General features: G+C 54.6%; 17 protein-coding genes and 1 other RNA gene. 7 read left to right on the top strand and 11 right to left on the bottom strand.

From position 1 onward, the window contains the following. Positions 1 to 11: 11 nt before the first annotated feature. From ACWAU4_RS17625 to ACWAU4_RS17605, 5 genes are all read right to left on the bottom strand, one after another. Entirely contained in the window at positions 12 to 629 is a 618-nt protein-coding gene (locus ACWAU4_RS17625) for a TatD family nuclease-associated radical SAM protein (RefSeq protein WP_045282991.1), read from the bottom strand. Between the two features lie 170 nt (positions 630 to 799). Next, on the bottom strand, positions 800 to 3,949 hold the full coding sequence (locus tag ACWAU4_RS17620) for an efflux RND transporter permease subunit (RefSeq protein WP_208194484.1): 3,150 nt from the start codon (positions 3,947 to 3,949) through the stop codon (positions 800 to 802). Continuing rightward, positions 3,949 to 5,160 (bottom strand): efflux RND transporter periplasmic adaptor subunit, encoded by a 1,212-nt coding sequence (locus ACWAU4_RS17615; protein WP_025008995.1) that lies wholly within the window; start codon positions 5,158 to 5,160, stop codon positions 3,949 to 3,951. Before ACWAU4_RS17615 ends, ACWAU4_RS17620 begins: the two co-directional genes overlap by 1 nt. Before the next feature lie 181 nt (positions 5,161 to 5,341). Then, positions 5,342 to 6,568, bottom strand: coding sequence for an ATP-dependent RNA helicase SrmB (gene srmB, locus ACWAU4_RS17610; protein WP_144227191.1), 1,227 nt, complete (start codon positions 6,566 to 6,568; stop codon positions 5,342 to 5,344). Positions 6,569 to 6,675: 107 nt separating this feature from the next. Further along, entirely contained in the window at positions 6,676 to 7,407 is a 732-nt protein-coding gene (locus tag ACWAU4_RS17605; protein WP_144225256.1) for a tRNA1(Val) (adenine(37)-N6)-methyltransferase, read from the bottom strand. A gap of 576 nt (positions 7,408 to 7,983) precedes the next feature. Here ACWAU4_RS17605 and brnQ point away from each other — a divergent pair. The 5 genes from brnQ (at position 7,984) to ACWAU4_RS17580 (ending at position 13,428) form a co-directional block, all read left to right on the top strand. Then, positions 7,984 to 9,393 (top strand): branched-chain amino acid transport system II carrier protein, encoded by a 1,410-nt coding sequence (gene brnQ, locus ACWAU4_RS17600; RefSeq protein ID WP_044735101.1) that lies wholly within the window; start codon positions 7,984 to 7,986, stop codon positions 9,391 to 9,393. A gap of 36 nt (positions 9,394 to 9,429) precedes the next feature. Next, positions 9,430 to 10,374, top strand: a complete 945-nt coding sequence (gene xerD / locus ACWAU4_RS17595; protein ID WP_107111169.1) for a site-specific tyrosine recombinase XerD — start codon at positions 9,430 to 9,432, stop codon at positions 10,372 to 10,374. Positions 10,375 to 10,498: 124 nt separating this feature from the next. After that, complete coding sequence (gene dsbC / locus ACWAU4_RS17590; RefSeq protein ID WP_028779388.1) at positions 10,499 to 11,227, top strand: bifunctional protein-disulfide isomerase/oxidoreductase DsbC; 729 nt, start codon at positions 10,499 to 10,501, stop codon at positions 11,225 to 11,227. A 108-nt stretch (positions 11,228 to 11,335) separates the two neighbouring features. Continuing rightward, entirely contained in the window at positions 11,336 to 13,060 is a 1,725-nt protein-coding gene (gene recJ / locus ACWAU4_RS17585) for a single-stranded-DNA-specific exonuclease RecJ (protein WP_096140943.1), read from the top strand. 53 nt (positions 13,061 to 13,113) lie between these two features. After that, positions 13,114 to 13,428, top strand: a complete 315-nt coding sequence (locus ACWAU4_RS17580; RefSeq protein WP_025008998.1) for a cupin domain-containing protein — start codon at positions 13,114 to 13,116, stop codon at positions 13,426 to 13,428. A gap of 83 nt (positions 13,429 to 13,511) precedes the next feature. Here ACWAU4_RS17580 and rpiA read toward each other — a convergent pair whose 3' ends face one another. Then, a complete protein-coding gene (gene rpiA, locus ACWAU4_RS17575) occupies positions 13,512 to 14,168 on the bottom strand; it encodes a ribose-5-phosphate isomerase RpiA (protein WP_025008999.1) in 657 nt (218 codons plus the stop codon). Between the two features lie 290 nt (positions 14,169 to 14,458). Between rpiA and ACWAU4_RS17570 the strand changes: the two genes are divergently transcribed. Beyond that, positions 14,459 to 15,412 (top strand): DUF808 domain-containing protein, encoded by a 954-nt coding sequence (locus ACWAU4_RS17570; RefSeq protein ID WP_109248931.1) that lies wholly within the window; start codon positions 14,459 to 14,461, stop codon positions 15,410 to 15,412. Positions 15,413 to 15,511: 99 nt separating this feature from the next. On the opposite strand, the gene sodC is transcribed toward ACWAU4_RS17570, so the two are convergent. The 5 genes from sodC to zapA form a co-directional block, all read right to left on the bottom strand. Next, positions 15,512 to 16,033: a superoxide dismutase family protein gene (gene sodC / locus ACWAU4_RS17565; RefSeq protein WP_025009001.1), complete on the bottom strand. Its 522-nt coding sequence runs from the start codon at positions 16,031 to 16,033 to the stop codon at positions 15,512 to 15,514. Positions 16,034 to 16,259: 226 nt separating this feature from the next. After that, positions 16,260 to 16,718, bottom strand: coding sequence for a hypothetical protein (locus tag ACWAU4_RS17560; RefSeq protein WP_117199907.1), 459 nt, complete (start codon positions 16,716 to 16,718; stop codon positions 16,260 to 16,262). A gap of 50 nt (positions 16,719 to 16,768) precedes the next feature. After that, positions 16,769 to 17,425: a 5-formyltetrahydrofolate cyclo-ligase gene (locus ACWAU4_RS17555; RefSeq protein ID WP_208125050.1), complete on the bottom strand. Its 657-nt coding sequence runs from the start codon at positions 17,423 to 17,425 to the stop codon at positions 16,769 to 16,771. Positions 17,426 to 17,433: 8 nt separating this feature from the next. Continuing rightward, a non-coding RNA gene (gene ssrS / locus ACWAU4_RS17550) (6S RNA) lies at positions 17,434 to 17,614 on the bottom strand. A gap of 40 nt (positions 17,615 to 17,654) precedes the next feature. Continuing rightward, positions 17,655 to 17,963: a cell division protein ZapA gene (zapA, locus tag ACWAU4_RS17545; protein ID WP_025009004.1), complete on the bottom strand. Its 309-nt coding sequence runs from the start codon at positions 17,961 to 17,963 to the stop codon at positions 17,655 to 17,657. 263 nt (positions 17,964 to 18,226) lie between these two features. Here zapA and ACWAU4_RS17540 point away from each other — a divergent pair, with 263 nt between their 5' ends. Next, on the top strand, positions 18,227 to 18,808 hold the full coding sequence (locus tag ACWAU4_RS17540; RefSeq protein ID WP_208125049.1) for a UPF0149 family protein: 582 nt from the start codon (positions 18,227 to 18,229) through the stop codon (positions 18,806 to 18,808).

Raw genomic sequence — 18,808 nt, 5'->3', positions numbered from 1 at the left:
CCGTCTCTTTGCTAACCCAGCTGTCCCAGGATCCTGTGCTTGAATTGACAGCCGGCGTCTTCCACTATTTTGCGACAGGCGTCGATATCCACCCCTTCCAGGCCATCGAGTGCCGATACCTGCACCTGCTTGATGTATCGGGGAGCTTCGCGAATAAAGGCGTTGACCGCATCCCAGGAACCAGCCAGACGTGGGCGACAGTGTTTAATGTAGCCTGATTCAGTGTCGGCATTGAGTGAGACCGACAGGGCATCGACGCACTCGGCCAGCTCAGGCAATATGTTGCGCCTGTGAAACAGGTTACCCAAGCCATCGGTATTGACCCTGACCTTACCGCCGCGGCGTTTTATTTCGCGGGCCACTTCCAGCAAGGTTTCGAGATTGAGCGTCGGTTCACCATAGCCGCAGAACACATATTCATCGAAGTTAGTTACCTCGCCGAGCAGCGGAATGATATCGCTGCCGCGGGGGCGAACCTTGAGATCCAGCTGATACTCATGAATGCTCTTGCTGCCGTTATGCTTGGGACAGAAGCGGCATCTCAGGGTGCAGCGGCCGGTGATATTCAGATAGCGGCTGTTGCGTATGTCATAGACGAGTGTGGGTTGGCTTTGGGCTTTGCTGCTCATAACGACTCAATAAGGCATGCAGGAGATAACTTGGAGTCTAACCAAGAGCCGCAGTGAAAAATGCTAGCAGGATCAGAAAACACCCACTTAGGAGCCACACGAGATGCGGTAGAGTTGAATTTGTTGCCTGATAAGGGAAGGGAGCCTTTGGGCTCCCTTCAATCACTTACTCAGTGTTGCGACTCGTTTAACTGGGTCTCTGCCTCTTTCGGCCGCCACCACCAGTGATAAAACGCTCGGCTCTTGTGGCTCAGATCATCGAGAATGATATAGAGCATGGGCACCAGGATCAGGGTCACCAGGGTGGAGAACAGAATACCGAATGCCAGAGAGGTGGCCATGGGGATCACTATCTGTGCCTGCAGGCTGCGCTCCATTATGATGGGCACCAGGCCGACAAAAGTGGTCAGCGAGGTGAGGATAATCGCCCGGAAACGATAACACCCCGAATCTATGGCCGCCTTAACCACTGACTGGCCCTGCTCACGGGCGCGGTTGACGAAGTCCACCAAAATCAATGAATCATTCACCACTACCCCGGCCAGAGCAACTATGCCGCAGAGACTGAGAATGCTCATGGACAGCCCCAGAATAAAGTGACCGAACAGCGCACCTATCATACCGAAGGGGATCACCGACATGATGATCAACGGCTGGCTGTAGGACTTGAGCGGAATGGCCATCAAGGCATAAATGGTAAATATCGCGAAGAAGAAGCCTTGTAACAAGCCGACCATGGCGGCCTGTTCATCCTGGCTGGCACCATCGAGACTGGCGGAAATATGGGGATATTTACGCTCGAGTTCGGGCATAAACTTCTCCTGGATCTCCTGCACCACCTTGGAGGGCTCCACTTTATCCTTGTTGGCGTTGGCGGTCACGGTAATCGCCCTGCGACCATCCACCCGGGTAATGGAAGAGTAAGATTCCCCCAGCTCCAGTTCGGCCACGGTAGAGAAGGGCACCGCCATGCCGTTTGGCGTGCGGATCATCATGTTCTCCAAATGGCCTATGGTGCGGCGCTGCTCCAGCGGATAACGCACCATTACCTTGACCTCTTCTTTGTTGCGCAAAATTCGTTGCGCCTCATAGCCATAGAAGCCATAACGCACCTGGCGCGCCAGATCCGATAATGTCAGCCCCAACGCTTCGGCCTCGGGACGAATCTTGAGGCGAATTTCATGGCTGCCGGAGGAGAAGTTATCGGCAATATCATAAACGCCTTCATAGCTGGCAAGCTTCTGTTTCAGTTCTTTGGCGGCCGCAGACAATTGTTCCAGATCGGTGGAGGTAAAGCGGAAAGAGATATCGCCGCCGGCATCATTGGTGCTGGCATTGATATTGAGTTTCTTCACTGCCACCAAGTCCGGCAGCTGTTTGCGCCAGGCCTCGGCTATGGTCACACCGTCCACGTCCCTGTCTTCACCCTTGGTCAGCTCGGCAAAGATAAATGCTGAGGTGCGGCTGCTCATATTGATAAAGCTGTGCTTCACCACAGGGTAGCCGATTTCGGACTCCATCTGCTGGTTCATGGTGTAGAGGGCATTTTCAATTTTCTGCACTGCATCCAGGGTGTTGAGCTCTGAGCTGCCTTCATCCATTTCCAGATTGACCTGGATAAAGTCGGATGGAATATCCGGGAAGAGCACCCAGCGCACCTTGCCACTGGTGACCATGGCGACCGACAGAATAAGCACACCGATAAAGCCCGCCACCAGGGTATATCTGTGGGGGATCATCCGCTCCATAAAGTTGCGGTAACTGTGGTGGATAAAATGCTGCACTTTTTCGTTGAAGGCGCGCTTGAAGCGGCCAAATGGCCCTGGGTTGGGATTGGGTTTGCTGGGCTTCATGTGCGCCAGATGCGCCGGCAGAATGAACTTGGACTCCACCAGCGAGAAGGCCAGGCAGAGGATTACTACTATGCCGATGGATTTCCAGATGATCCCCATGGGACCTGGCACCATCAACATGGGGATAAAGGCCGCGATCGTGGTCAACACCCCGAAAGTGGCGGGCATGGCGACCTTCTTGGCACCGCGGATCACATTGTTGACCGAGTGGCCGTGACGCTCAACCTCTGTATGGGTACTCTCGCCTATGACTATCGCATCATCCACCACTATCCCCAGCACCAAAATAAAGGCGAACAGAGTCAACATGTTGATAGACATGCCTATAGGTTCCATCGGCATCAGTGCCATGGCACCGAGGAAGCACACAGGCAGCCCCAGCATGACCCAGAAGGCCAGTTTCAGATCCAGGAACAGCGCCAGGATAATGAACACCAGCAAGGCACCCATCAACATGTTGGACAGCATCATGTTGAGGCGGCCCTTGAGATAGTGGGTCAGGTCGCCCCAGTAGTCCAGCTTGGCGCCGCTGGGCAGAGTGGCCTGACGCTCGGCAATAAAACCTTTGACCTGATCGGCAATCGCCAGGGCGTTTTGATCGTCTATGCTGGTGATCTCTATGATGGCCGCCGGCATGCCGTCGAAGCGGGTGTACTCGAGCCGCTCCTCAAAGTCATCCTTGATCTCGGCCACCATGGGCAGCATCACCCGGCTGCCATCGGCGCGAGTGCTGACCACTATGTTGGCAAAGTCATCTCCCGTATAGGCCTGGCCCTTGGTACGCAGCAGTATGTCACCGTCCTGAGCCCGAATTGAGCCACCGGGCAGATCTATCGAAGTGTTTTGTACTGCCTGCGCCACCTGAGTGAAGGTGAGGCCGTACTCTCTGAGCTTATCTTCCGAGACTTCGATACCGATTTCATAGTCGCGCACCCCGGTCACTTCGGCACGGGTCACCGCCGGCAGGTTGGTGATCTCATCACGGATCTCCTTGGCCAGCTCTTTCATGTCGTGCAGTGTCATGTCGCCATAGACAGACACCCAAATAACGTTGTTTTCCGGCTTGATCCGGTAGATATCCGGCTTTTCGATATTGGCCGGGAAGGTGGCAATGGCATCGACCCTGAGTTTGGCCTCATCCAGCACCTCTTTGGCATCATAGCCGTCTTCCACCTCTATGGTGACAGAGCCCACTCCTTCGCTGGCAACCGAGGTAACCTTCTTGATGCCGCTGATGTCCTGAATCGCCTCTTCAATCTTGATGGTGATCCCTTCTTCAATCTCCTGCGGCGCCGCGCCTGGGTAGGCGACTGAGATCCGCAAATAGTTGAGTTCGAAGCTGGGAAAGACCTCTTTATTGATCAGAAAGGCGCTGAAGATCCCGCCGATAAGCAGGATCCACATCAAGAGGTTGGCGGCAACATTGTTGCGAGCGAACCAGGCAATGATTCCTTTTTCCTGCTCCATCAGAGTTCACCCGCCGCAGCCAGACGCTGTTCCTGAGTTTCATCCTCTTCGCTGTGGGAAGCGTCTTTATCTTTGCTGTTGGCAACCCGCACCAACTGACCATTGGTCATATTGTTGAGATTGGTCTTGGAGATTCGCTCGCCATCCTTGAGGCTGTCTTTGATGTAGACATACTCAAGATCTGTGCGTACCACGTTGACGTGACGCATTTCTATCTTGTTGTCCTTGTCTACCACGGCCACATGCTGATTACGCACCATATACCTTGGCAGTTTCACCAAGCCATCGACGGTGCGGCCCTTGATCACGGCGTTGACAAAGCTGCCATATTTCAGCGGCAGTTGGCCGGTCTGTTTCTGCTTTCGCAGATAAGGATCCTGCACTTCGGCCACCAGATAGACCATGCGGTTATCCGGATCTATCACCCCTTCACTGCGCACTACCTTGCCGGTCCAGGTCACGGTTTTACCCGCCAGGGCGGCGCTCAGGGTTACCTGAGTCTCAGGGTTGTCCACCGACTCCAGATAGGCCAGGTCTTTGTTGGCCAGCGGCAGGCGCACTTCGGCTACAGCCGTGTCGTACAGCTCACCCAGATTGGTGCCTATGGAAACGTACTGTCCCAAATCGACACTGCGGGCGCGCACTATGGCATCGAAAGGTGCCCGGATAACGGTGCGTTCCAGGTTGCGCTTGGCTCTGGCGAGTGCCGCTTCGGCATACTTGACGTTGGCTTGCTCTTTCTTCAACTGAGGAACCCGCAAGCCAAGCTCGGGTGGCATACCGTTGTCATAACCGCTGAATTCTATCTTGGCGACTTCGCCGCGAGCGATTTCTTCATCCAATGCTGCCTTGGCCTGGGCCAGAGTGGCCTGAGCCTGCATCAGGTCGGCCTCATAGTCAGAAGGTTCTATCACCGCCAGTTCATCGCCTTGATGCACCACGCCACCGGCCACAAAGGCCGGGGCTATGCTGAGGATACGGCCCTGAACTTCACTGACCAGCTGAGTCTTGTACTTGGGAGTCACAGTGCCGTAAGAGGGCAGGTTGAGTGACATTGTCTGTTGTTCGACCTGAGTCACGTCGACCACAGGCAGCGGGATCTCTTCCGCTTTTTGCTCCGGCTCCTGCTTGGTCATCATCAGGAGTTTGGCGCCGAGTACGGCGACCACTATGATGAGCAGCGGCGCTATTCTTCGGAAAAATGTCTTCATATTCTTCTGCATATCCATGCTGGAGGCTTAATCTGAGCTTAAATTACCAGACAAGCAGCGGCCAATAAATGTGTTTTTGTAAATAAAATGTGTCAAAAGCTGTCGGCGGCGGGAGGGCTGTGAGGCCGGTAACAAAAAAAGGACCCAAAGGTCCTTTTTAAACGAGAAATTAAGTCGAAGCTTATTTTTTCTTCTTCTTTTTCTTGCTGTTTTTGGCACTGGCATCCTTGGCTTTGACCTTTTTCTTGGTCGGTACCTTGGCTTCTTTGTGCTTGGGGCGCAACTCTTCGATGACTCGCCGTTTCAGCTTCTGCTCGATATAGCGCTCAACTTTGCTGAGGATCCGCATATCATGGGCTTCCACCAGAGAGATGGCTGTGCCCTTGGCGCCGGCGCGGCCGGTGCGGCCTATTCTGTGCACATAGGCATCGGCAGAGCGGGGCATATCATAGTTAATCACATGGGTGATGCCTTCGATATCTATGCCGCGGGCGGCGACATCGGTAGCCAACAGCACCTTGACTTCCCCCTTGGTGAAACGACCCAGAGCCTGGAAACGCTTCTTCTGCTCCATATCGCCGCGCATAAAGGCGGCCGGGATCCCGGCCTGCAGCAACAAACCTTCGAGGCTGCTGACCACTTCGCGGGTCTTGCAAAAGACGATGGCGCGCTTGGTTTCTTCCTGATTAAGCAGGTGACACAAGAGAGCGAACTTGTGCTCCTTGTTGTCGGCCAGGTGGATCCATTGATGGATCTTGGCTTTTTCGCTGCGTGGCGGTTCGGCCTCCACCAACACAGGATCGTTGAGCAACTCAGTGGCAAAACGGCGCACGCCGCCACCTTCCAGTGTGGCGGAGAACAGCATGTTCTGCTTACGTCCCTGCGCTTCTATGGCTATGGTCTGCACTACCTGAGAGAAGCCCATATCCAGCATGCGGTCGGCTTCATCTATGATAAGCAGTTCCACTTCGGTGGCTTCAAACTTGCGCTTCTCAAGATATTCGAGCAGGCGGCCCGGGGTAGCCACCAGAATATCCAGGTTACCGGCCAGGATTTCTTCCTGTGGGGCGTAAGGGACACCGCCTGTGATTATGCCAATCTCCAGCCCAAGACCAGTCGCCAGATGGCAGGCATATCTGTGAACCTGACTGGCCAGCTCGCGGGTCGGGGTCAACACCAGTACTCTGGCCTGGCCTGGACGACGGCGGGGGAAGTCAATCAGATGTTGCAGTGCCGGCAGCAGGAAACTGGCGGTCTTACCTGTGCCGGTTGGGGCATGGGCAAGAATATCCCGCTGCTCCAGCGCCAAAGGCAGAGCCAATTGCTGAATACTGGTCGGGGTCTTGTGGCCCATGGCTTTCAGTGAATCCAAAAGCCTGTGGTCCAGATCGAAATCTTCAAATAGCATGGGGAGCATCTCAAACAATAATGCGCGGGAGTATACCTTGTCTGGGGTGCCGTGCACAGCTTGTCGCTTGGGAAGCTGAGAATAAGTCCCTTGCAACCGGCAACGGCTTAGAGTTTCAGGTAAAAATCCCGGGTCAGTTGCGCCATGGCCTCCGAATAGCGGCCGTCTGCTTCTCTTATATAGAGGCAAGAATGGGCTTCCTGCGAGGCAACCGCTTCGCCTTCCTTGGCATGTTCAAGCAGCAGTAACTCTCGGTTACTGGGCTTTTGAGGCGTGCTGCTGACACTGACCCGAGCGGCCAGTCGCAAGCCTGCCTTTATTGCGGCGCACGCAAATCTGTCCAGGCTCTGAACCGGCAGAATAAGGCTCGCCTGTCCCTGTGGCTTGAGTAATTGCTTTATCGCCACACACAGCTCGTCAAAGCTCAGATGCTCTGTGTGTCTCGCTATGGCTCGTTTGGGGTCATCCGAGCGTGGGCCGGTTTCGAAATAGGGTGGGTTGCAAAGTATATGGTCGAACAGCGCTGAGTCTGCCAAGGCATGCTCATCGCAATAGGCCTGAATTGAGCCTTGATACAAAGCGAGTCGGCTCGCCCAGGGCGAAGCCTTGAAGTTGGCACGGCTTGCATGGGCCGCGCTGCTGTCGAGCTCAACCGCCAGTATCTCTGCCTCACTGCGCTGCGCCGCCATCAGACTCAGTAAGCCGCTGCCGGCCCCTATGTCCAGCACCCGCTTGGCCCCGGTCAATGGCGCCCAAGCGCCCAAGAGCACCCCATCTGTACTGACCGGCATACCGCAACCGTAATCTTCGATATGAAATGCCTTGAAACTGAATGCCATTGAGTGCTCAACCTCCCAAGCAGAATGCTTGGCGGGGATTTTATCCCGAAAGAGTCATCATTCGCCAAGGCTTTGGCGCCGTTTTGTTTCGGTCTGGTTCATACTTTGGCAGGGGATGCTGCTAACTTTAGGCTGGTGATGCTGGACAAGTGTTAAAGGTCGTACCAGCAAGGGCGTTGGGGAGTCGACAAATGTTTGCAAAATGCTATGCCTGTTGCCTCAATTGGGGCTGGGTGTGACCTTGAACAACTTTTTCTCATCCTGAGTTTTGCATCTGTTGTGTTTTTAGGCTGCTGTTTGGTTGGCTTATTGCGCACTTTAAGAGGGTCTGGTATTAGTGTTCCCCCTTAATTCGCGGCATTCTGCGAATTAGATCAAGGTAAAACAGTTTTAGGATAAGCAAAGCAGCGAAAACCCCCTGCCATTTGTTCATAAACTCGCCAAGAATAGGCCAAATTTACCACGGATATCTGTAATAAAGGCTTTACACTCGAGTAGGGCGAGCGCGACGGCTATTATTTCAGCTATAGCTAAAAATGTTGCAATCACTTAAGTTTATTAGAAAAACATAACAAGATGGGGCATACAGTGCACAAGACTCAATTGACACTTGGTGACACCCTGGGCCTGGGATTCATGACCTTTGCGTTTTTCCTGGGGGCGGGCAACCTGATTTTTCCTCCTTTTGCCGGGCAGTTGGCCGGCGAAAACATGCCAATGGCCATGATTGGCTTTTTGATTACCGCCGTGGGTTTGCCGCTGGCCGGTTTGATAGCTGTGGCCAAGGCGCAGGGCAAGGTGATGAAGCTGTTGCCGGCCTTTGCCGCGACCGCTCTGGCAGTCGCTATCTATATCATTATTGGCCCAGCCTTCGCGGCGCCTCGTACCGGTCTGGTAGCCTATGAGATTGGCGCGCTGCCTTTTATTCAAGACCCTGCATCGGTAGTGAACATTCTCGGGCTTGAGCTGAACAAGCCTCAGTTGCTCTACACTCTGGGATTCTTTTTGGTGACCATGCTGCTGGCACTGTTTCCCGGCAAACTGATGGATAGCATAGGCAAGGTATTGACCCCAGTGCTGATTCTGCTGCTGATGGGGCTGGCAGTGTCCGTTATCTTGCTGCCCGGCAGCGAAGTACCGGCAGCCAGTGGTGACTATATCAAGCACCCACTGACCAAAGGCATTATCGAAGGCTACAACACCATGGATACCCTGGCATCCTTGATGTTCGGTATGCTGATTATCGATATTTTGCGCAACAAGGGCGTGTCTGAGCCTGGCTTGCAGACCCGCTATCTGGTGCGCGCTGCGCTGGTAGCCGCCGCCGGTCTGGCATTTGTGTATGTGTCGCTGTTCTTCCTCGGTGCAACCGCAGGTGATATGGCCAAGGGCGCCGAGAGCGGTGGTCAAATCCTCACCAACTATGTGACTCACGAATTCGGTGATATGGGCATTATCCTGCTGTCCACTGTGGTGACTCTGGCCTGTTTGACCACGGCTGTGGGGCTGGTGAGTGCCTGCTCTGACTTCTTCCAGGAGTTGATCCCGGGCGCCACTTATCGCTTCCTGGTGGTGCTGTTCAGCGTGATCTGTGCCGTGGTGGCCAACGTAGGCCTGACCCAACTGCTGGCTATCAGTATTCCTGTGCTGATGACCATCTACCCTGTGGCTATCGCTTTGGTGTTGGTGACCTTCCTGACGCCTTATTTCCGCAATCCGAAATTTGCCCATAGATTGGCGCTGTCGGTGGCCTTGTTCTTCGGGATTTTTGATGCCCTTAAGGTGACAGTGGCTTCACTCAAGCCGCTGACCCAAGTGGCCGAGCCCAACAGTTTGCTGCTGGCATTTGTTTCCGGGGTTGAAAGCCTGGCCCCTGTGATGTCGGCGTTGCCACTCTACGAAGAGGGCATGGCCTGGCTGCCACCCACCCTGACAGTGATGATTATCTGTTTGTTTGTCAGCCCCAAGGCGGCACAGGCTGTCTGAGTAACTGGAGTCCATTTCGAGACGGCGTTATCCTTGATGACGCCGTTTTTTATTGGAGTATTGTTTGTGGCCGCGACTTCTTCATCCGCTTATGTTCAGGACCCCTTGATTGAAGGTTTTCTCGATGACCTTTGGTCCAGTAAGGGCCTGAGCGACAACACATTGGCGGCTTATCGCAATGATCTGCGCCATTTTGATCAGTATCTGCAGGGAAGAGGGCTGACGCTCAACTCTGCCGGGCGCGAAGCGGTGCAGGATTATCTCGGTTTTCGTGTCGATAAAGGGGGAGCCGAAAGCAGCAGCGCCAGGTTAAAGAGTAGCTTGCGGCGCTTTTATGGTTTTTTGCTGCGTCGGCAACTGATAGCGGAAGATCCCATGGCGCGTATCGCGTCCACCAAGCTCAAGCGCAAATTGCCCGGTAGTCTCAGCGAGGCCGAGGTGGATGCCTTGCTGGCTGAGCCCATACGGGAAGACCCGGTCGAAGCCAGAGACAAGGCGATGCTTGAGCTGTTATACGCCACCGGACTCAGGGTCAGTGAACTGGTGGGATTGACGCTGGAGCAGATGAGTCTGCGTCAGGGCCTGGTACGGATCACGGGTAAAGGTGGCAAGGAGCGCTTGGTGCCCATGGGCGAGGTCGCCGTCAGCGAAATCGAGTCTTTCCTCAAGCTGGCGCGCGCCGAGCTGCTCGGCGGTAAACAGAGTGATGTGGTGTTTCCTTCCAAGCGGGCCCAGATGATGACCCGGCAGACCTTCTGGCACAGGATCAAGCTTTATGCGTTGCGGGCCGGTATCAGCACAGAGCTGTCGCCCCATACTTTGAGACACGCCTTTGCCACTCATTTGCTCAACCATGGTGCTGACTTGCGGGTAGTGCAGTTACTGTTGGGCCACAGCTCGCTGTCCACCACCCAAATTTATACCCATGTGGCCAATGCCAGGTTGCAATCGCTGCATCAGCAGCATCATCCAAGAGGCTGAATTCGGTGATCTGGCACGCAATTAGTTGCTTTCACTGACAACAGCCTGTAACTTTTCAGCCTCTGGCCCGGTCTGATGAGAGACGATAAAAAACCAATCAGGCCCAAATAAGATAGGATTTCCAATGAAGTTAACCCGTGCATTCTCTCTGTGTCTGGCGCTGGCGGTTACACCCTTTGTCGGTGTTGCCTCTGCGGCTTCCGAACCGGGTGATCAGCTGAAGCAAAAGCTCAGTGACACCTTGGGTATTGAAGTGATCTCTATGGCAGATTCACCTATCCCAGGCCTGTATCAGGCAATCACCAATCGCGGCGTGCTCTATGTCAGTAAAGATGGTTCCAAGCTGCTGCATGGCAACCTCTATGATCTGAATCAAGGGATGAAAAACCTCACCGAGGCGGCGCTTGCTGGTCCAAGACTCGAGATGCTCAAGTCCTTCGAAGACAAGATGCTGGTCTACAAGGCCAAGAACGAAAAGCATGTGGTGACTGTTTTTACCGATATCACCTGTGGTTATTGCCGTAAGCTCCATAACCAGATGCAGGAATACAACGACCTTGGGATAACAGTGCGCTATCTGGCCTATCCACGTCAGGGCGTGCCTTCACCCAACGCCGAAGAGATGGAAGCAGTTTGGTGTGCCAAAGACCCTCACAAGGCCATGGATGACGCCAAGGCCGGCAAGAGTATCAAGATGGCCAAGTGTGATGCCAATATCCCGGGGCAGTATCAACTGGGGATGAGTTTTGGTATCAATGGCACTCCTGCGTTGATCCTCGAAGATGGCAGCCTGATCCCGGGTTATCAGCCACCGAAAGATCTGTTGAACAACCTTGAGAGTCGTAGCCTTTAATCTCAATAGCGGCAGCGCTCAATCGAAAAATCTCACTCAAAAAGGCGAGCAACCCACTCGCCTTTTTGTTATCTTGCCCGGCAAAGCCATTTTCAAGAATAGCCCATAGTGATCCACAAAATCGTCCGTCGTCCCAGGGTGGACGACAGCCATTTACCCGCTAATCTGCATCCGCTGTTAAAACAGATTTACGCCAGTCGCGGCGTTCAGGCTCCCGAGTGCGAACTGGTGCTCAAGCGTCTGCTCAGGCCGGATACCATGTTGGGCTTGCAGCAAGGTGCCGAGTTGGTGGCCGATGCCATCGCCGCCAATCGCCGCATTCTGATCATGGGTGATTTCGATGCCGATGGTGCCACTTCTACCAGTGTGTGTCTGTTGGCGCTCAGAATGATGGGAATGGAAAACTGTGATTATCTGATCCCCAATCGCTTCGATTATGGCTATGGCCTCAGCCCTGAAATAGTGGCGGTGGCGCACAGCAAGGGCGCCGAGCTACTGATCACTGTCGATAACGGTATCTCATCCATCGAAGGCGTCAGGGCCGCCAAGGCGCTGGGGATGACGGTTGTTATTACAGATCACCATTTGCCGGGCAATGAATTACCAGAGGCAGATGCCATCATTAACCCCAATCAACCCGGTTGCAGCTTTGCTTCCAAGTCGATTGCCGGGGTCGGGGTGGCTTTCTATCTGATGTTGGCGCTGCGGGCTGAGCTGAGAAAACGTCACTGGTTCGCCAAACACTCGCTGGCCGAGCCCAATCTGGGGGTATTACTGGACTTGGTGGCCCTGGGCACAGTGGCCGATGTGGTGTCGCTCGATGCCAACAACCGTATTTTGGTGGATGCCGGTATCAAGCGGGTGCGAAACGGCGCCTGTCGCCCGGGGATCACCGCCTTGCTGGAGGTGGCCCGCCGCAATCCGGCGCGTTTGGTGGCCGCCGATTTCGGCTTTGCGGTTGGCCCCAGACTCAACGCCGCCGGAAGGCTGGATGAAATGGCGCTCGGGGTTGAAACTCTCTTGTGTGATGACATGCTCAAGGCAAGAAGGATGGCGGCCGAGCTTGATGGCCTCAACGCCGAGCGCCGTGAGCTGGAAACCGGCATGCAGCAAGAAGCGATGAAGAGCCTGGAGGCGCTGCAGCTCAAAGAGAGTGAACAGCCCTGGGGCATAGCCCTGTATCAGCCGGACTGGCATCAGGGGGTGATAGGTATTCTGGCTTCCCGGATCAAAGACAGGTTCCACCGCCCGGTAATCGCCTTTGCCGAAGCCAGCGACACTGAAATCAAGGGCTCGGCCCGCTCCATCAAGGGGCTGCATATGCGCGATTTGCTGGAGCTTATCAATGCCCGTCATCCGGGGATGATCCTCAAGTTCGGTGGTCATGCCATGGCCGCCGGGCTCTCTTTGCGTAAGGATGCCTTCGAGCAGTTTGCCGAGGCCTTTGACACCTGTGTCCGTGAGCTGCTGACCCTGGAAGATCTCAATGGCGAGCTGTTCTCCGACGGTGAATTGCCGCTTGAATGCTTTAGCCTGGATACGGCGCAGCTGCTTAGAGATGCCGGTCCCTGGGGCCAGGCTTTCCCCGAGCCGTTATTTGATGGCCATTTCAGAATTCTGCAGCAGAGACTGGTAGCAGAGAAACACCTTAAACTGGTGCTGGAGACTGAGTGCGGCCGGATCATGGCCGATGCCATCGCCTTTAATGTGGATCTCAAGACCTGGCCTGATGCCAGCATCAATCATGTGCGTCTGCTGTATAAGCTGGATGTGAACGAGTTTCGCGGCAACAGTAACCTGCAATTGCTGGTCGAGCAGCTGGAGCCCTTGTAAAACTTAAGATAGGGATAGGTCGAGTAACGGGTCATATATCGCAGGAGAGCAAGATGAACAATCTGTTTGCCAACTTACCCAAGCAGCTTGATGCCGAGCAGTTTGACGCGCTTTTGGCTACGCCGGATCTTAAAATTGAGCGCATTCTGTCCCACGGTCAGGTGACACCCGAAGGGCAATGGTACGATCAAGCGCAGCATGAATGGGTATTGCTGCTGCAGGGCGCCGCCCGGCTGCAATATGAAGATGGTTCAGAAGTGAGCCTGAACCCGGGGGACTGGCTCAATATTCCCGCTCATGTACGCCACAGAGTCAGCTGGACCGCCGAGGATCAAACTAGCGTCTGGTTGGCCATTTTTTACTCTTGAGCCGACTGCTCTTGCTCTGCAATCCGCTCAATTTTCCACAAAAAAGCCGCCTGCTGGCGGCTTTTGGCATTTAAGATTAAGGCCTACTTGATGGTTTTAACCCCTTCAGGGGTGCCCACCAGGAGCACATCGGCACCACGGTTGGCGAACAGACCATTGGTCACTACGCCCACTATGGCATTAATCTGCACTTCCAGCTCTTTGGGGTTCAGTATCTTCAGGTTGTAGACATCCAGAATGACGTTGCCGTTATCTGTTACCACACCTTCACGATAGACAGGATCGCCACCCAGTTTCACCAGCTCACGGGCCACGTAGGAGCGGGCCATGGGGATCACTTCCACCGGTAGCGGGAAGTTGCCCAGCACATCGACTTGCTTGGTATTATCAACGATACAGATAAACTTGTCGGCCACGGCCGCAACTATCTTTTCCCGGGTCAGTGCGGCGCCGCCACCCTTGATCATGTCCATGTGGCCGTTGATTTCATCGGCGCCATCGACATACACAGACAGCTTGTCTACCGAATTGAGATCAAACACAGGGATCCCCAACTGTTTGAGTTTGGCGGTGGAGGCTTCAGAGCTGGAAACCGCGCCTTCAATATCGGCCTTTATCGTAGCCAGAGCATCGATAAAGTGGTTGACGGTAGAGCCGGTGCCCACGCCAACTATGCTGTCTTTCTCGACATATTCCAGCGCTGCCCAACCGGCCGCTTTCTTCATTTCATCTTGGGTCATAATGCCATCCTGTTGATTCTGACAAATTTACTTGAACTTGCCCTAGTATACTCCGAGTTGTAGTGAAAAGTGCCGCTCAATCTTGTCCGGAAGAATAGTTCTTGAAGTGCAACATAAGTTAAGAACTTTTTACTGCGCCCGCCTGCGCCCCTGCGCTACTATACGGCCAGGGGGGAACGGCCAGGCTGATGTGGCAGTACTGCGCTGAAAAAGTGCACAGTTGCCGCTTGAATATGTCGCATACCGAACCTATTTAGAGCGCAAAATTGACCTGGTTTAAGGAGATTTAAATGGCTGGAGCGAGTCTACTGACTCTATTGGATGATATTGCCACCATCCTGGATGATGTGGCGGTAATGAGTAAGGTTGCCGCCAAGAAAACCGCCGGGGTATTGGGGGACGATCTGGCGCTGAATGCGCAGCAGGTAACAGGGATCAGCGCCGAGCGGGAGCTGCCCGTGGTATGGGCCGTTGCCAAGGGCTCTTTTCGCAACAAACTTATTTTGGTGCCGGCAGCTCTGCTGATCAGCGCCTTTATTCCCTGGGCAGTTACACCTCTGTTGATGTTCGGTGGCTTGTTTCTCTGCTTTGAAGGCTTTGAAAAACTCTGGCACAAGGCCAGTCACAGCAAGGCTTCTGCCGAAACAGACGATGAAGCCGCCGCCGAGGCCGCCATGAAAGAGGTCGAGGATATTCGCGCCTGGGAAGCGCAGAAAGTCAAAGGCGCGATACGTACCGACTTCGTGTTATCGGCAGAGATCATCGCCATCACCTTGGGGATTGTGGCGGAAAAAGCCTTTATGACCCAGTTGGCCACTCTGTCTATCATTGCAGTGGTAATGACTATCGGGGTCTACGGCTTGGTGGCCGGTATCGTTAAGCTGGATGACGCCGGGCTGTATCTCTCAAGACGCAGAGGCGAGGGTTTTTGGGCCCACAACCTCAGGCGTATTGGGCTTATGCTGGTCAGCGCTGCCCCCAAGCTGATGAAGCTGCTTACCATAGTAGGCACCGCCGCCATGTTTATGGTAGGTGGCGGCATTCTCACCCATGGCCTGCATTGGGTCAGTGAGCAGATAACCCATGCCGCCAACTGGGTAAGCTCTCTGGCTGTGGCCGGCCCTGTGTTGGCAGCGCTGACACCTACCTTGCTCAACGCCCTGTTCGGCATTGTGGCCGGTGCCATCGCGGTGGCCTTGATGAGTATGGTGGAGCGTTTGAGAGGCAAGAGCGAAAGCCACTAAACGTGCCAAGCCAACAAAAGATCAAAGCTAAAAAGACATTGGCTTGAATTGAATTAAAAAACGCGGCACTTGAGCCGCGTTTTTTGTGTTTGGTGCGGCTCAGTTAATCACGCCACAGGCCATGCGGGCGCCACCGCCGCCCAGTGGCGCCGGGTGATCTGAATGGTTATCGCCTCCCATGTGGATCATCAGTGCCTTACCTTTGACGTCGGCCAGTTTCAACCTTGGTGCCAGCACAGGTGTGGAAGCCATGCCATCAGCATCGACATAGAGCGCCGGCAGATCACCCTTGTGATTGTCATTTGTCCAGGGGTAACCGTGCTTGCCGCTGCCATCAGGGTCGAAGTGACCTCCGGCCGCGCCGCCCAATACCGTCTTACCGTCTTTACTGCTGGTGTCACAACTGCCATTTTGATGCACATGGAAGCCGTGAACGCCGGGCGTGAGTTGCTTGAGGTTGGGGGTTAACACCAGGCCGTAGGCGGAATCACTGAGACTGATGCTGCCTATGGGGCTTGGGCCATCGGCCGACAGTAATGAGATACTGACTTCTTCGGCGGCCAGTTGTGATGCGGCAAACACCAGTGACAAACAACCCGGGATCAGGATGGACTTTTTCATCGCTTGTTCTCTCCTTTGAGTGGAATTCCAAAAACGACAAGGCCGACTCGGCGGCATGATAATGAGCTGCCTATATGGCTTTCAGCATAGAAGCCGCCAGGGCAGAGTGCCAGCCGGCCTAATGTCTGGTGCTAACCTGCCCTGAGATTCAAGCCTACGCCATAAGAGGATTCGCCAATTCACCAAGATATTTCAGCAATAGCAATAAAAAGCCTGGAGCCAGGTCTCAGTGTTGATCCAGCTTGGCCTGCCACAGGGCGCTTTGCTCCATGGGGCTCAGTGAACGGCGGGCGCAGTAAAGACTGATACCGCAGCAAAGCGGCACTATCAGGAGATCAGAGGCATGAAAGCGCAGCAACAACCAGAGTGCCAGGCTATAAAGCAGTAGTGTAATCAGCGGAACCGGCAGCAAAAGCTGCCACTCGAAACACTTCCCCAGCCATCTGGCACCCAGGCCCACAGCCACCGCCGGCAGCATATACAGCCAAACCAGAGTGCTGTTGCTGCCGGCCATAAATAGAAACAGCCACATAGCAAGAATGGCGCCCAGCAAGGCGCCGAGCAGCGCCTTGGGCTGTGACTGTTGCCGGCGCATATTGTGATAGGTTTCCCGCTGCATCTGCTGCTTAACCTTGGCCCGCTGGGCACTGTCTGGTCTATCAAGGCTGCGATACTGACGTGCCATACTTGCTTACTCCGCGACTTCTCAGGCTGATGTTATACCACTTTTTCGGGTCAAGATTCAGCCGTCAGAGTGTTGAAGCTATGCAGCTTGTCCGGGGTAACGATAAAGGGCAGCGGGATATCCCAAGGGGCGAGGGGCAGGGAGTCCACCAACTGCAGGGTATGGGCAAAACCGACTGCCAGCAATGGCACAGTTCGGGCGCTTTGCTGCGCCGCCGCCAGTGTTCTGTCGTAGAAGCCGCCGCCCATGCCCATGCGGTTGCCCTGGGCGTCGAAGGCCACCAATGGCGTGAGGATGAGATCCAGCTCAGCCAAAGGCACCAGACTGCGGATATCCAGTCTGGGCTCGGGGATACCAAAGCGGTTGGCGTGCAGTTGACTGGCGAGTTGATAGCGCAGAAACAGTAAACGCCCCGGGGCAAAGGGATGAATGATCGGCAGACAGGTGGTTACTCCCCGTTGCCATAGCGCTTCGATAAGGGGAGCCGTGTCCAGCTCGCCGTCACAGCTAAAGTAGAGGGCGACTGTCTTGATTTCTCTACCTTGGGCGCTCAGTTCATCGAGCAAGGTTAGAAACTGCTCACAACCCTTGAGGGCGGCAACATGCTGCTCGGCTTCGGGAATGGCCCTGCGGGCATGGCGAATGGCTTGCCTGAGCGTCTTGCAACGCGCATCACGGGTTTGGCTGCTTGAGTCTGTGTGAGTCATAAATGAGGATGCTCCCCAGAATGTCGATGCCGGTGTAGCCCTTGAACCGTAGGTTCAAGGCGGGTAAATGATTACATCCTAAGGCTTCTCGGTTCGCGCCGAGCATGCACAATGTCAGTAAAACATTCACCCTGAGATTAAAAATATCGGCACAGGGACATTACCAGCTGTCGCACACCCCAGGGAGCAAATTCTGGGTCGAACCTGTGAGGGTTCGTGCTATTTCAGTTTAATCCTCTCTTGCGCTTCGCTCAACCAATGCGTGCTCAAGAGTGGATTGCAGCAAACGGATTCTGTCATCCATTTGGCTCATATAATCTTGATTCTTCCGCTGCTCTTCATAGAGCTCATAGCCTATGTTGAGTGCGGCCATCAAAGCCATTTCCTCGCGGCTGATGGCGTTGGTGCGGGACTTTATCTTGCCCAGTTGCAGCTCCAATTTCTGCGCCACCGCTTGCAGAGCCTGTTCCTGACCCGGGGGACAGGCGATGGAGTAGGTGCGCCCCAACAGGGTGATATCTATGGCACTGTTACTCATCTTCCGCACGGGATCCTTTTCTTTGGCTCTGTGGCGGAATATATCTAGCTCAGCGTTAAAGTGCAAGACAAGCGCCGCTTTGTTGCGTTGGCTGCTGTTTCCCTGACCAGCTTGGTACAAATCCCGGCAGTAGATAACCGGCGAAGCCTGGATGCATTGCCAAATGCACGACCTGGCTCGCAGCTTGGGTAAGATTCCAGTCTTGGTCGCCTTCCCTAACTCTGCTAGCATGACGGGGGTAAATTCAATACTTGGACAGCTTTATGGCAACCCCACCCTCATTACGTATCGAAAGCCTGCGCAGTGCGCTCGACAACGCCGACATAGGTCAGCATCCGGTTGAAGTGCATGGCGCCTTGGTGGGCCTGATTTGTGGCGGCGTGACACAGCAGGAGCAGGCCTGGTATCAGCCACTGCTCGAGCTGATGAACGACGGCCAGCGCCTGCCCGACGAACTGACACAACTGATAACCGAACTTTTTGGCGATACCGTCAATCGACTGCAAGATCCAGACTTTGGCTTCACCCTGCTGCTGCCGGAAGAGGAAGAACCTCTGACAGTGCGGGTCGAGGCGCTCTCGCTCTGGACCCAGAGCTTCCTCACCGGCATCGCCATTATTCAACCGGGTTTGAATCAGGCATCGGAGGATGTTCGTGAAGTGATCAAAGATCTGGCGGAAATCGCCCAGGTAGAGTTCGATGTTGCCGACGATGACGAATCCGAAAGTGCATATCTCGAGCTGCTGGAGTTTGTTCGCATGGCCGCCATTCTCTGCTATTCAGAGTTCGGCCCAGAGTTGCCTGATCTCGACGCCGAAACACAAGACAATAATACGCTGCATTGA

The sequence above is a fragment of the Shewanella sp. FeAMO genome (assembly GCF_053653955.1).
This window is presented reverse-complemented; position numbering and strand designations above follow the sequence as displayed.